Genomic DNA, 13,238 nt, shown 5'->3' on the forward strand with positions numbered 1-13,238 from the left:
GGGCAAGGCTGCACCGTTCTGCGGGGCCGCTAGAGCCCCAGCCCGGTCAGGAATGCATCGATCTGCCGCTGGAAACGGGGCCGCTTGTAATCCACCAGAGCCATGTGCCACAGGCCTTGCAGGTAGGTGGTGATCACCTGGGCGATCGTTTGCGGATCCAGCGACGACGGCAGCAACCCTTTGCACTGATCCTGACTCAGGCGTTCTTCCAGCACCGCCTGCAGTTCTTTTAGGCTGTGCTCGGCACGTTTGCGCAAGTCGGCCTCCGACAGCACTTCCGAGGTTGCCATCGCGGCAAGCATGCAGAGGCGGGAGGGTGTCTTCGGATTGTCCAAGCAATCGAGAACAGCGTCGAAGAAAGCGCGGATTCCTGCATCCGCGGTCTGCGCCGACTGCAACGCCTGAAAGCGCGTCCGGACCACCGTGTCCTCGTAGCGCTGCAGACACGACAGATAGAGCTGCTTCTTGCTCTTGAGGGTGTTGTAGAACGAGCCTTCGCGGATTCCCATGACTTTCAGGAGATCGCGCAAGCCCGCTCCGGCGTAGCCGTTCTTCCAGAACAGCGACATCGCCTTGTCGAGCGCCCGGTCGTAGTCGAATGCGATTTTGCGAGCCATGGCAGCATCATATAGCAATTGTAGCGGACGTTAAAATAACCTTGCCCGCGCGAAATCGATGTTGTAGCGATTGCTACAGAATTACTGCCGCCAACAACCCGCCGATAAGCCCAATCCGGCGGAGATACCTGGAGTTCGTCATGTCTGCCTCTGCTCTTCTCTCCGACGCGCGATCGCTTGCCGCCGGCGGTCCAGACGCGCGCGTAGCGCTGGTACTGCCGCCCGCGCCTGACAGCCTTGCGCCGTTCGAAGTTCGTGTTCCCGAAGGCGCCATCGACGATCTGCACCACCGGCTCAGCCGCGTCAGGTGGCCCGACCGGGAGACCGTAGGCGACTGGTCGCAAGGCGTCCCGCTGTCTGCAGCAAGGTCGCTAGTCGATTACTGGCTTCACGACTACGACTGGCGGAAGTTCGAAACGCGCATCAACCGCTTTCCGCAATTCCGCACGCGCATCGACGGCGTCGGCATCCACTTCATCCATGTTCGCTCGCCGCATCCGCAGGCCCTTCCCATCGTTCTCACGCATGGATGGCCGGGTTCCGTTGCGGAATTTCTTGATGTCATCGACTGGCTGACCGACCCGACAAGATTCGGCGGACGCGCTGAGGATGCGTTCCACGTGGTCGTGCCGTCGATACCCGGCTACGGCTTTTCGGACAAACCAACCGAGCCGGGCTGGAATCCGCCACGCATCGCACGCGCCTGGGCGATGTTGATGCATGAGCGGCTAGGATATGACCGCTGGGTCGCGCAGGGAGGGGACTGGGGCTCGGCCATCACCCATGCCATGGCCAGCCAGCGCCCGGAGGGCCTGTTGGCCGCCCATGTCAATCTGCCGCTGGTCGTCCCGAAAGCGGCCCCCGCACAACCAACCGAAGAAGAGCAACAGGCCCTGAAAAACATCGAGCACTTCCTCGATCGAATGGCCGGCTACGCCGACCAGATGAATACAAGGCCGCAGACGATCGGCTATGCGCTGAACGACTCGCCGCTGGCGCTGGCGATGTGGATGTATGAGAAGTTTTGGGAATGGACGGATAACAGCGGCCTTCCGGCGGACGCCCTCACCCGCGATCAAATGCTCGACGACATTTCCCTATATTGGTTCACCGGCACGGGCACGTCGAGTGCGCGCCTTTACTGGGAAGGCGTTGGAAGCACGATCCGAGAAAATAGCTTCTTCTCGAGCGTGCGCGCTTCGTCCGATCCGATCGATCTTCCTATGGGGGCGACCATTTTCCCAGGCGAGACCTTCCTCGCTCCGCGGTCTTGGGCAGAAGCTGCATGGTCCAACATGTTTTATTGGAACGAAGTCGACAAGGGCGGACATTTCGCCGCGTTCGAGCAACCGGAGATCTTCGCGCGGGAAATGTGGCAGGCTTTCAGAGCATTCCGAGTGTGAGACACGGGCCGCGCTGGCGCTGCGCGACACGCATCCGGCCGGCGACAAGCGCTCTGTCAACTTGAAGGCCGGCAAGTAGAACTGCGCGATCGCCGCGCTGCCTGTATGGCCCCAAGGTAGGCGCGAGGCTTGATCGTGACAAAACTGTAGGGGCCGTTTTCATTTGGTTGCGTCCGGCCAGCCCTAGTCCAGGTTGCGATTTGACTGACGCCACCACTTTTGACTGACGTTACCCCTGGATCCTGAACGCAAGTCACTTTCGACGGCATCTGTCCGCTGCCGTTGTCTCCCGATTGGCCCCCTCTGGATTGCCTCCACGCTTGATCCGATGCGGCCCCGATGTCCATAGCTGCGGCCCGTGTGGATGGCCGAAGATTCTAGCCCGCGCCGCCCAATTCCCTGATGCTGCGCCGCACTACGGCGCGCCTAGCCCGGACTCTCGAACAGATCGAGCCGCGGCCAAGCGGAACTTCGATCGCTACCTTTGCTAGAACCATTCAAAAAGTATAGGTTGATCTGGTCAACGGGCTTGGGAGAAGGCCTGGGACGTTAGGGACGTGGGACGCTGAAGGGGTTGCTTGATCGGAAGGCGCGGTCGTCTTCACGGCGGGTGCGACGGATATGGAATCCGATTCAGACGGCCGTCACGGCGGCCTGGAAGGGTCTTACCGTCGGACTTTGCGTGAGCGAACCGGCAGTTGCGGCAGGCACTCCCCCGCATTCAGGTGAATGATCGCAGGGCCCGTCATGAGCGGGTCCAGCACCTTTCACGTCGGAGGAGCCGGGATGGACCAACGAGAAGTGCTGGCGGCGTGGGAGAAGTTCGTCGAGCGCGGAGCGTTGTCATCCGACTTGAGATCATCGGTCGCAGCGTCGTGGCAGCGATCCAGGAACCATCGCGTTACCGTCGACCGTGCGCGAGCGCCGCTCGTCGCGGACGCCGAGTTGTTTCGTCATCGCGCCAAATACGCGTCGCTCCGCCATGCCGCCCGCTGCGCTCTCGAGAATTCGAAAACATTTCTGCGCGATGCAAACTCAATCATGATCCTCACCGATCCGAGTGGGCTGATCATCGATACGCAGGGCGACGACAGGGTCATCGACGCCGGCCGCGCAGTCCATCTCGAACACGGAGGTCGCTGGAGCGAAGCCGACATCGGCACCAACGCGATTGGCGCCGCGATAGCGGAATCGAAACCTGTCCAAATTCACGGTACAGAGCATTTCTGCTCGGAGGTGCAGCGGTGGACTTGCGCTGCCGTCCCGGTTCACGACCCGACAGATGGCGAACTGCTTGGCGTGGTCGATATCTCGGGTCCTGCAAGCACCTTCAATCCGCAGAGCCTGGCTTTGGCCGTCGCGGTCGGCCATCACGTGGAAAGCGTTCTGGCCCAATCAGTCCGACAGGAACATGAGGAGTTGCTGTGCCGCTTTCTCGGCAAGAGATCGCAATGGGCGAACGATGAATGCATCGTGCTCGATCGTCGTGGCATGATCCTCCACGCCACCGAGCGTGCTCTGAACGCACTCCAGCATGATCGCCACGGCATTCACAACGACGCGCCAACCCGCTTTTTGAAGACCGTTCCCTTCGATGAGTGGCCGGGCAGGTTGAAGGAGCTGCTTCCCAACGCGAGCTTTAACTTCGTCGAAAACGAACGCTCCGGCATCGGCGCCATCGTGGTGCTGCATGCGCGACGACGCCAGTTGATCACGCATCGCGACGTCCAGAAATCGAGATCCGAATCTGACGGCCGCGAGACCGCGACTTCATCATCTGCCCGAAAGGATTCAAAGCCGGAACCACGGTCTCTTCAGAGCATGGCCGCCGGCTTCGTTGCGGACGACCCCGCGGTCCGAGCCATCGTCCGTCAAGTCGAGACCGCGGCAGCACGCAAGATGCCCATCCTCATCCGAGGCGAGACCGGAACCGGCAAGGAACAGCTTGCCCGCCACGCCCATATGGCGAGTGGGCGAACCGGCGCGTTCATCCCTGTGAATTGCGCCGCCCTGCCGGAAAGCCTGATCGAGAGCGAGCTGTTTGGCTATGCCGGGGGAGCATTCACCGGCGCGCGGCGTGGCGGCGCGATTGGACTGGTCAAGGAGGCCGACGGCGGCACGCTGTTCCTTGACGAGATCGGCGACATGCCCGTCGCGCTGCAGGCGGTGCTTCTGCGCCTGCTCGACGACTGGACCGTGCGCCCCGTCGGCGGCGTCAGATCGAAGGTCGATGTCTTTCTCATCTCCGCCACCAACGCCAGGTTGGACAAGGCCATCGCCGAAGCCCGGTTCCGATCCGACCTGCTCTATCGTCTCAACACGCTCGAGGTCAACCTGCCGCCGCTCCGGGATCGCAACGATTTTGATGCTATCGTCCGCCATCTGCTCAATGCGATCGACCCGAATTTCGAAATCACGCGGGCGGACATTGCGCATCTCGCCGCACGTCCCTGGCCTGGCAACGTCCGCGAGCTCCGCAACGTTCTGGCGCGATTCACCCTTGCCGCCGCGGACGGCTCTATCAACGAAGCCAGCGCGGAGAACATCGTTCAACACCCTGGAACGGAGTCCGGATCGCTCCACGACATCCACCGCGCGCGAATCCTTGTGGTGTATGCCGAGACCGCCGGAAACGTCAGCGAAACCGCGCGACGCCTCGGCGTCTCAAGAAACACCATCTATCGCGCACTGGGGCAGAAGAAGCCCGAGTGATGCCATAGTGCCTCGAAGCACCGATGCTGCGAGTATCGCAGCATGCCCAGTTATGGATAGAGCCCGGTCGCTTCGAACCGATGATCGGTTCCGTTCAAAGCAGCTCAGCACCACCACCTCGGGCCGGGCCAGCGGTCGGATCGTAGTCATCTGGCTTCTTGGCGATCAAGGTCTGAGTCGTCAGGATCAGTCCGGCCACCGATGCCGCATTGCGAACCGCGCTGTAGCAAACCTTGACCGGGTCGATGATGCCAGCTTCGACAAGATCGACCGCCGAACCATTGCGCACGTCGAGCCCGTGGCCATTCGTGGCCTTGGCAATTCTCGCAACTTCCGCCTCTCCGTTCAGGCCGGCATTGGCGGCAATGTAGAAAAGCGGCCGGCTGAGCGCGCGTTGCAGCAGCTCGGCGCCCTGCCTGGCGCCTCCGTCCAGACGACTGATCAATTCGTCGAGCCTTGCAGCGATCCTGAGCAAGGCCACTCCGCCGCCCGGCACAATGCCTTCTTCGATCGCGGCGCGGGTCGCGTTGATCGCATCCTCGATCAACTGGGTCCGGCGTTTTTGCTCGACCGGCGTCGCGCCGCCGGCAAGAATCATCGCTGTACCGCCGGACAGTTTTGCGATGCGCTCCTCGAACTTGTCCCGCTCAATATTTTCGGGAGCGGCATCGTATTGGCGCAACACCTGCTCGCGTCGCGCCGCGATGGCCTTCTGATCGCCACCTCCCGCCGTGATCAGAGTCTTCGAGGCGGAAATGCGCACTTGGCGCGCGGACCCGAGGTCGTGCAGCTCCACCTTCTCGAGCCTTCCGCCCAGATCAGCCGAGATAACGCGCCCTCCGGTCGTGATCGCGATATCCTCGAGCATCGCCTTGCGCCAATGGCCGAACTCCGGCGGGTGAATCGCGGCAACCTTGAAATTGGATTTCTCCCGACGCGCCAGCAATTGCATGATGACAGATGGCGCCACTTCCTCGGCGATGATCAGCAAAGGTCGCCCGCTCTTCTCGATGAGCGAGATCACACCAGCCAGTTGCTCCCCGGTCTGGATCTTGAGATCGGTCATGACGATGAACGGATTGTCGAGAACCACCTGCATTTTCTCGACATCGGTGACCATATGATGTGAAAGATAGCCGCGATCGAAGGCCATGCCTTCAACGATTTCCAGCGTCGTCTCGACCGTGTTGCCAAATTCCACCGCGACGATTCCGTGATTGCCGGCGCGCTCGAAGGCTTCGCCGACCATATCGCCAAGCGCTGTGTCGTTGGCAGCAATGCTCGCAACAGCCCGCAGGCCAGCAGACCCCTGCAGCGGTCTCGCCGACCGTCGTAACGCCGTGATGGTCTCACTAACCGCCAGCTCCAGCCCTTGAACCAGCTCGACCGGATTGGCGCCGGCCGCTAAACATTTCAGGCCTTCCTGCACGAGAACATCGGCCAGCACGGTGGCCGTGGTGGTGCCGTCCCCCGCCACCTCATTGGTTCGCGCTGAAACCTCACGCAACACCTGCGCGCCCATATTCTCAAACGGGCATTCAAGTTCGATTTCGCTGGCAATGCTGACGCCATCGCGCGACACGATCGGCGTGCCGATCGGTCGGTCCATGATCGCGTTCATGCCCCTCGGACCCAGCGTTCCGCGTACCGCCTTGGCGAGCTTGGCGACGCCCCGGCCCAGCGCGGCCCGCGCAGCCTCATCGTGCAACATGATCTTCGGCATTTTATATCCCCGACTTTGCCTTGAGGTCGTCTGGTCTGGACTTGTTATCTATGCTGCGCACCCGCATCACGGCACCTGCTAGGTGCCCGGCGACGCCGGCATCGTCCTCGATTTCGGTACGAACGGTGTCTCGAGGTCGAACCGCGCGGCAAGCAGGCCGCGGCACAGCGCACCGTTGAATTCAGCATTGATGCCCACGCGCCGTAGATTCGATGCGTATGCGGCAAGGCCGTCGGCCTTCAGTCGCGCTCCGTTCGCATCGACAAAGGCGGGTTCACCACCGCTTGCCGGACCCACGATGGCGCGTCGCTCGAGATAGCGCTGAATCAGCTTCTCACCTGCATCGTCGAGCGGCAGGCACCCGAGCTCCGTCAACGTCAGGCTCACGATCTCCGCCGGCGATTGCCCCAGCGCGATGAGGTGACTGAGTAGCGCAACCTGCCGGCGCTGGAACGCCTTGACGAGGAATGTCTGGCGCAGATCATCGAGACTGCCATCGGCCTCGGCGCCGAACGTTTCCTGGAACGAGCGCCCCTGCGCGAGGCCCGCATTAATCTTGTCGGCATACATGTGCTCACCCAAGACCACGCTGACGCCTTTGACCCAGTCCAACGCGCTGATGGACCGGCGCATGTCGTCCGCCATCAGGAACGAAAAGTTGGGAGCGCACCAATAGGTCGGCAAGCGGAACTCGATGTGGACCCGATCCTTCGCGTCGACATCGGCCCTGGTCACGAAATTCAGGTCGATGACGGACTCGTCGAGTTCCGGATCCATCACGTCTCGCAGGCAGGCCCATATCTGGGCCTGCTTGTCATCTGACGAGCGGCTTCTCGGCCGCTCCCTCCCCTCAACGCCATGCTTCATGGCCATCACCTCGGCGCGTGAACGGCTTCGGGCAAGTGGGCATAACCGCCGCCTGCCCGGATCTTCTTCTTCTGCGCTTCGACATCGATGCCGTAGATGCGCGCCGCATTGAGACCGAGGATCTTGATCTTAGTCTCCATCGACAGCACCGAACCGGTCTCCTTGGTGACGTCGGCCGGAATTTCAAATGCCATGAACTTGTCGATCAGCCATTTCGGCGTCCAAATGCCGTAATCGCTGCCGTAAAGGATCTTGTCCGGTCCGACCCAGAATAGCAGTTCGGAAATGACGTGGGCGAAATACCCCGGCCGCGAATGGATGAAGGGCAACGCCACCGCGAGGCCGGCATAGACGTTGGTCTCCTGGGTCGCGATCCAGCAGAAATCATCAAGGCGCGGCAAGCCACAATGCTCGACGATGAAGTTCAAATCCTGGAACGAGGTGGCGACGTCATCGATATCGGCGACATCGAACGCATCCCGGTTCAGCGGGATGATCGTTGGCCCCTTGTGGACGTGGATGTTCTTGATCCCGAGCTTCTGCGCCGCCTCGAGATACTGGTAGGACGCCTTGTCGGTGAGCTTGTAGCCCTTCGATTCGCCACGCCATTCGGCGGTGTAAAGCTTGACACCCTTCAGCTTGTGCTTCTCGGAGAGCGCATGAAGGTCTTCGATGCCCTTGGTACCGTCACGCGGATCAAAGGCGCCGTTCAGGATGAAGCGGTCCGGATGGCTCTTCTTCATCGCCGAGTTTCGTTCGGTGGTATTGAAGCCGTTCTTGTAGAAGTCGGTGAGATAGGTCGGCTGCAGGATCGCCATGTCGTCGTAACCGGTGACGAACAGGTCGTCGAACATCGTCTTGGCGTCGTACTTCTCGAACTTCTCTTTCTCCCATTTCTCCGACGGCGGGCTCAGATTCGCGTGATAGGCGTAGAAGCAGTCGATGAACTGCTTGCCGTGGATGTTCTTCTGGTTGGCCGGGCTACCATCCCAGAAATGCGTATGCCCATCGATGACAAAAATCTCTTCACCCTTGGCCGTCCTGTACATGGCGTTACTCCCGCTCCGCTGGATATTGCGTATTGTTGTGAGGCGCGATTGATGTCGTCGAATGAGCCCGGCCGGCGCTGTGCCGGCCAGGCTGGTTCGCTGGCGATCATTAAACGATGTATTTCATCATCTCGTTCATGTCGCCGAACAACATGACGGTGTTGTCGTCCGTCATGACCATGCGGCCGTAATGCGTCGAGGTTGAAATCTCGAAGAGATGCGGGGTCATGACGCGGCCCAACTCTTCGGAAATCTCATCCATCTTGAATTCCATCTTGCCGTCGCCATCGATACGGATCATCGCCGGCATGTAGGTCACCTTGATGTGTTCATGACGGCTCATGACTTCGGCGATAGCGCGCGCCTCGACGCTATCGTTCATTGTCACTCCGCATTGATGCGACACCGTGTCCTCGAACGTGATGTCTTTCATCGATTTGAAGATGTTGTCGTTCTCGTGCAGCATGTCGGTCTCCAGAAGGATTGAGTGTGAGGGCGTGAAGCGATGCCGATTACGACGCCAGTCCGGCCGGAACCGTCAGGCCAAGCTCGGCGGCGATACCCCTGATACGATTCTTCGCGTGGGCCATGGCATCGGCGAAAGCCGCGACCTTGACCCGAGGCTGCGACCAGATGGGCTGCAAATGATTGGCGGCATCGAGCGCGAGATCGGCATGATTGGCCAGCCATTTGTTGAACAACGCAAGGTTCTGCGCCCCGAAGGTCGGATCAGTGCCGAGGATGTGGAACAGCTCGACGGTGTTCGCGAGATTGCGCTCATAGTCGGCCTCCGCAGCGGAGACGACAGCCGGAGTGATGAAGTCGTTCTGCGCAGACGCCGCCTGCATCAGGAAGCCTGAGCGGAAGAGTTCGCCGACCAGCGGCTCGAACACCGCATTGGTCGCAAAATATTGCTCGAGATAGTCGTTTGAACCCATCACTGATTCAACCGACTTGCGCACGCCTTGCCAGATCGGATCTTCCAGCCAGTGCTTCTTGCCGGCGGCAATGTCGAAGCCTGGAAGGTCGAGGCCGATTTCGCTCAGATAAAGAGTGATGTCCTGCGCGAAGCGAAGCTTGTAGGACGAGTTGGTCAAGATCGCATTGTTGACCATCTGCGTGTAGCCGTAACGCTGCGCCTGCATCGTCGAGGTGCCGAGACCGAACTCGGCATGCTTGTAGGCTCCGAGATGGTTCTGCAATATCTTCACCCAGGCGGGATCGAAGCGGGTCGGCGCGCCCGATTTCCGGCCATTCTCGATCGTGTTCTGCACCATGCCGCAGATCGTCGACTGACGCTGGTAATGGGTACGCTCCCACTCCTGGTCGACAGCGCGGAATTTGTGCCAGTTCGAGCTTTTTGCCGCCGTCCAGTCCTTGGAATAGGTCGGCGTCCCGTCAGGGAACGAGATGATCCAATCCTGCAGCAGATAGCGCTCCGGATCGGGTTGAACATCGACCGTCATGTCTTCGTAGTGGGTCGCCTTGCGCCCCTTCGGTTCGAAGTAGTTGTACTTGCGGCTGTCGGAGCCCGGGAAAACCGCTGCCCCCGCGGCTCCGGATTTGACGATTGCCGCAGGCTTGGTCGCTGCTGCTCTGCTCATTTGTGCGCTCATTGCTTACTCCCTTTCTGCCATTCTGTTCTGCGACGAACCTTGAACGCCGTCATCGCACCGCCGGCGTAAACTTGTCGAAATAGATGTGGTCCGGCTCGACGCCGTTCATTTGCAGCACAGGCAATACGGCGTCGATCATCGGCGTCGGCCCGCACGCGTAGGCGTCGATGGCACCGCTCAGCTTCTCCTCGCGCAGATGGCGCAGCACAACCTCATGGATCAGTCCGGTCTCGCCGTCCCAGCCGTCACCCGTCTCCGCATGCGACAGTGCCGGCACGAATTTGAAATCGTTCAGCCGCGCCGCGATGGCCGCGAGCTCATCGAGGTAGAACAAGTCGGCGCGGGTACGCGCTCCGTAGAAAAACCGGACCGGTCTCTGCTCGCCGCTCCCGATGTGATCGGCCAGGATCGACCACAGCGGCGACATGCCCGAGCCGCCGCCGATCAACAGCATCGGCCCCGGACGTTCTTCGCGCCGGAAGCAGGTGCCATACGGCCCCTTGGCGACCACGGCGTCGCCGACAGCCAATTTCCCATCGAGCCGGGACGAAAACGCCCCGTTCGGATATTTCTTGATGATGAAGCGGAGATTGGTGCCTTCTCCGGGCGGGTTCGCCATCGAAAAGGCGCGGGTGATGGTGCCGTCCTGAAGCGTCAGATCGACGTACTGGCCGGCCCAGAACTTCATCGGCCTCTCGATCTCGATCTCCAGCAATCTGATGTCTGACGTCAGCGCGCTAATCCCTGCCACGCGGCCGGAAAATGCCTTCACCGCGATCGAACGGCTGAGCAGGTCTTCGTCATAGTTGAGTAGTTCAACACCGATGTCGCTGTAGACATGTGTCCGGCACAACAGGACGTGGCCTGTCTCGCTCTCGTAATCCGGCAGAGCGAAGGTCGAGTATTTCAGAAGCTCGATGTCCCCCTCGACCAGCCTTGATTTGCAGCTGCCGCACTGACCTTCCTTGCAACCATGCATCAGCGAGATGCCCTGACGAAATGCGGCATCGAGGACGGTCTCGCCCTCTTCCACTTCCATCTCGATACCCACTGGCTCGAAACGAACCTTGTGAACCCGCACGTCCGTCATTATCCCGGCCCTGTCGTCGTGGCAGTTGTACAAAACGATCGGCAAACCGTTGCCGGTCCCCCCAAGAGGGGCCGCCGAAAGCGGCCCCTCCGCTCATCATCTCTTTAGTGGCAGGGATTGATCTTGAAGCCCTTACGGTATTCAGCCGTCGCCACCTCGCGCTCGATCGGCGAAAGCGCTCTGAAGCCACGCAACGGACTGCCAAGCGTGTGTCCGCGCACGTGATCGAGCGTCCACATGTCCTTGGAGTCGAAGCGCAGATGCGGTTGCGCGATCATGGTCTTGCCGTCGGGCCGGACAAAACCGAGATCCTTGATCGCGTCGGCGACGTCCCAGCCGTGATAACAATCCTCCCATTCACGGCGACCGCTGAAGCGGCCCATTGCCGGCGTCGCACGGCCCTCATATTCCGCGGCGAACGCCACCTTGTGGGTCCAACGGCAACCTTCGGAGCAGTAAGTGTAGATCTTGCCGTCGACCTCGTCGCAGACGAAGTCCTCGCGGATCAGGCAAGGGACCATGCAGCTCCAGCAACGATGCGGGTACGAATAGCCCACCTCGCTGTTGAAGAGGATGTTGGTCTCGCCGGGCACGCTGAGCTTGGCGTGCCATTTCCAGAAATCGCCGAATTCGGCGTACCAGCCTGGATATTTGTGCTCGAACCACTCGAAGTCCCGCTCGGTCTGGGCCTCGATACGCCAGAAGTTCACCGACCATCCGACCGTGAAGAACTGCGCGGTCTTGTGGACATAGTTCTTCTTGACGATCCGATCCCAGGCGGCGGCGACGTCATCGTGATGGATCTTGATGCCGTACTTCTCCAGCGGCAGCATGTAGGTCCGGTAATAGTCTTCGTAGATCCAGCGATGCCAGAGTTCGGCGTAGGACTCCTTGTTCTTGTCGCGGTTGGTCGTGCCGTACTCGATGAACGTCCCGATCGCGGCATCGACAATCGCGTGATTCTGCCAGAAGGCGTATTTCAGATCGCGCTCCAGCAACTGGTGGTTCGACGGATCGTTGATCATCGCCATCAGCATCGAGTGACCGTTGCCGATATGACGGGATTCGTCCGACTGGACCGACAGGAACACGGTTGGCAATGCATAGTCGCCGTTGCGCGCCGCTTCCGACGGCATCGCCACGAACAGGGTATTGGTGAAGGCGGTTTCCGCGACGACCGTCAGATAGACGTTGGCCGCGGTGATCGCGTCACCGGTCAGGAAGCCCTCGGCGAACTGGCGGCCGATCGTGGTCGCGTAGCATTTACCGAACGCGGCTTCCGTGATATCGAACCCGGCTGGATCGATATAATTCTCCATGTACCACTTCTTCAGGTTCATCTGGATCGTTGAGTGCCGGAACTCGTCGACCATCTGCATGGTGAAGCCGGTGCGCAATTCCTCGCCGGGCGCCAACCGTCCGACCATCGCCATCGAACGCGCCGCCGAGATCTCCGGGAACGGGATGATCGCCAGGAACAGCTTCATCCACTCGACCCATCGCGGCTCGACATTGCGGAACATGTCGCCGCGCAACGCCGCATCCAGCGCGCCATAGACGCGGTTGTCTTTCTCTTCCTGCATCGGGAAATATGACCGCAGGACCTGCTTCATCGGGTCGCGCGGTGTCTTCGAGATCTTGTAGTCGGTCGGGAAAGTCATCGCCTCCTGCACGTAGCTTGGCGTCCAACCAAGGTCCGCGACGCGGTTGGCCGCTTCAGCGATGCTGATCCCCTTCTGCGCGGTGATCTTGTTCAGTGTCAGACTTGCAGACATTTCCAGCTCCTTTGAACGTTGCGTTATCTTCAGCATTCTCGCTTCGGTTCCAGGTCAACCCCCTGGATGCTTTGTTGAAATTCTCAGCTGCAAAACACACTTTGAGTCCGTTAAATGGATTGATTGATCTGCTGACTCGTCGTTTCGCGTCAGCCCGGTTTGTCCGCGCTGACGGTCTCGTCACTTCCGTTGGCTCGTTTGATGAGAGGCTTGCCTTCGGCGACGAATTTCGCCGAGAGGACCAGCGCACCAGTAGCGAAATCCCTGCCGTGCGCGGCGATCATGGCCTCCGCGATCTCGGCCAGCTGAATGAAGAAGGCGTCCTTCGACCCGGCTTCCTCGCTCATGTCCGGTTGCGGAGACGGCATTTGTGCCTGTTGCTTTGA

Annotated in this window: 11 protein-coding genes; 2 read left to right on the forward strand and 9 right to left on the reverse strand. The window is 60.4% G+C overall.

Annotated features, from left to right (window positions below):
* Positions 1 to 29: 29 nt before the first annotated feature.
* Positions 30 to 617, reverse strand: coding sequence for a TetR/AcrR family transcriptional regulator (locus tag AB7008_RS36760; RefSeq protein WP_304490972.1), 588 nt, complete (start codon positions 615 to 617; stop codon positions 30 to 32).
* 140 nt (positions 618 to 757) lie between these two features.
* Here AB7008_RS36760 and AB7008_RS36765 point away from each other — a divergent pair, with 140 nt between their 5' ends.
* Both AB7008_RS36765 and AB7008_RS36770 read left to right on the forward strand, forming a co-directional pair.
* Entirely contained in the window at positions 758 to 2,020 is a 1,263-nt protein-coding gene (locus tag AB7008_RS36765; RefSeq protein ID WP_441260385.1) for an epoxide hydrolase family protein, read from the forward strand.
* Between the two features lie 786 nt (positions 2,021 to 2,806).
* Positions 2,807 to 4,732: a sigma-54-dependent Fis family transcriptional regulator gene (locus tag AB7008_RS36770; RefSeq protein ID WP_441261272.1), complete on the forward strand. Its 1,926-nt coding sequence runs from the start codon at positions 2,807 to 2,809 to the stop codon at positions 4,730 to 4,732.
* A gap of 94 nt (positions 4,733 to 4,826) precedes the next feature.
* Here the strand turns inward: AB7008_RS36770 and AB7008_RS36775 are convergent, their stop codons facing one another.
* The 8 genes from AB7008_RS36775 to AB7008_RS36810 form a co-directional block, all read right to left on the reverse strand.
* The gene (locus tag AB7008_RS36775) at positions 4,827 to 6,455 is read right to left on the reverse strand and encodes a molecular chaperone GroEL (protein WP_441260386.1); all 1,629 of its coding nucleotides are present in this window, start codon (positions 6,453 to 6,455) and stop codon (positions 4,827 to 4,829) included.
* 78 nt (positions 6,456 to 6,533) lie between these two features.
* Positions 6,534 to 7,328, reverse strand: coding sequence for a metal-sulfur cluster assembly factor (locus AB7008_RS36780; protein ID WP_441260387.1), 795 nt, complete (start codon positions 7,326 to 7,328; stop codon positions 6,534 to 6,536).
* A complete protein-coding gene (locus AB7008_RS36785) occupies positions 7,328 to 8,371 on the reverse strand; it encodes an amidohydrolase family protein (protein ID WP_028156531.1) in 1,044 nt (347 codons plus the stop codon). Before AB7008_RS36785 ends, AB7008_RS36780 begins: the two co-directional genes overlap by 1 nt.
* A gap of 109 nt (positions 8,372 to 8,480) precedes the next feature.
* Positions 8,481 to 8,837, reverse strand: a complete 357-nt coding sequence (locus AB7008_RS36790; protein WP_028150059.1) for an MmoB/DmpM family protein — start codon at positions 8,835 to 8,837, stop codon at positions 8,481 to 8,483.
* 46 nt (positions 8,838 to 8,883) lie between these two features.
* Positions 8,884 to 9,987: an aromatic/alkene monooxygenase hydroxylase subunit beta gene (locus AB7008_RS36795; protein ID WP_439711268.1), complete on the reverse strand. Its 1,104-nt coding sequence runs from the start codon at positions 9,985 to 9,987 to the stop codon at positions 8,884 to 8,886.
* A gap of 49 nt (positions 9,988 to 10,036) precedes the next feature.
* Positions 10,037 to 11,077, reverse strand: coding sequence for a 2Fe-2S iron-sulfur cluster-binding protein (locus tag AB7008_RS36800; protein ID WP_441260388.1), 1,041 nt, complete (start codon positions 11,075 to 11,077; stop codon positions 10,037 to 10,039).
* 104 nt (positions 11,078 to 11,181) lie between these two features.
* A complete protein-coding gene (locus AB7008_RS36805; protein WP_028156528.1) occupies positions 11,182 to 12,852 on the reverse strand; it encodes an aromatic/alkene/methane monooxygenase hydroxylase/oxygenase subunit alpha in 1,671 nt (556 codons plus the stop codon).
* Between the two features lie 149 nt (positions 12,853 to 13,001).
* Positions 13,002 to 13,199: a hypothetical protein gene (locus tag AB7008_RS36810; RefSeq protein WP_441260389.1), complete on the reverse strand. Its 198-nt coding sequence runs from the start codon at positions 13,197 to 13,199 to the stop codon at positions 13,002 to 13,004.
* Positions 13,200 to 13,238: the final 39 nt, after the last annotated feature.

Source organism: Bradyrhizobium sp. 521_C7_N1_3 (genome assembly GCF_052075975.1).
GTDB lineage: Bacteria > Pseudomonadota > Alphaproteobacteria > Rhizobiales > Xanthobacteraceae > Bradyrhizobium > Bradyrhizobium japonicum.

Excerpts from the sequence above, each read along its gene's own strand:
- AB7008_RS36795 (WP_439711268.1), bottom strand. The coding sequence starts at position 9,987 with ATGAGCGCACAAATGAGCAGAGCAGCAGCGACCAAGCCTGCGGCAATC.
- AB7008_RS36810 (WP_441260389.1), bottom strand. The coding sequence starts at position 13,199 with ATGAGCGAGGAAGCCGGGTCGAAGGACGCCTTCTTCATTCAGCTGGCC.
- AB7008_RS36765 (WP_441260385.1), top strand. The coding sequence starts at position 758 with ATGTCTGCCTCTGCTCTTCTCTCCGACGCGCGATCGCTTGCCGCCGGC.
- AB7008_RS36800 (WP_441260388.1), bottom strand. The coding sequence starts at position 11,077 with ATGACGGACGTGCGGGTTCACAAGGTTCGTTTCGAGCCAGTGGGTATC.
- AB7008_RS36780 (WP_441260387.1), bottom strand. The coding sequence starts at position 7,328 with ATGGCCATGAAGCATGGCGTTGAGGGGAGGGAGCGGCCGAGAAGCCGC.
- AB7008_RS36805 (WP_028156528.1), bottom strand. The coding sequence starts at position 12,852 with ATGTCTGCAAGTCTGACACTGAACAAGATCACCGCGCAGAAGGGGATC.
- AB7008_RS36770 (WP_441261272.1), top strand. The coding sequence starts at position 2,807 with ATGGACCAACGAGAAGTGCTGGCGGCGTGGGAGAAGTTCGTCGAGCGC.
- AB7008_RS36775 (WP_441260386.1), bottom strand. The coding sequence starts at position 6,455 with ATGCCGAAGATCATGTTGCACGATGAGGCTGCGCGGGCCGCGCTGGGC.
- AB7008_RS36785 (WP_028156531.1), bottom strand. The coding sequence starts at position 8,371 with ATGTACAGGACGGCCAAGGGTGAAGAGATTTTTGTCATCGATGGGCAT.
- AB7008_RS36760 (WP_304490972.1), bottom strand. The coding sequence starts at position 617 with ATGGCTCGCAAAATCGCATTCGACTACGACCGGGCGCTCGACAAGGCG.
- AB7008_RS36790 (WP_028150059.1), bottom strand. The coding sequence starts at position 8,837 with ATGCTGCACGAGAACGACAACATCTTCAAATCGATGAAAGACATCACG.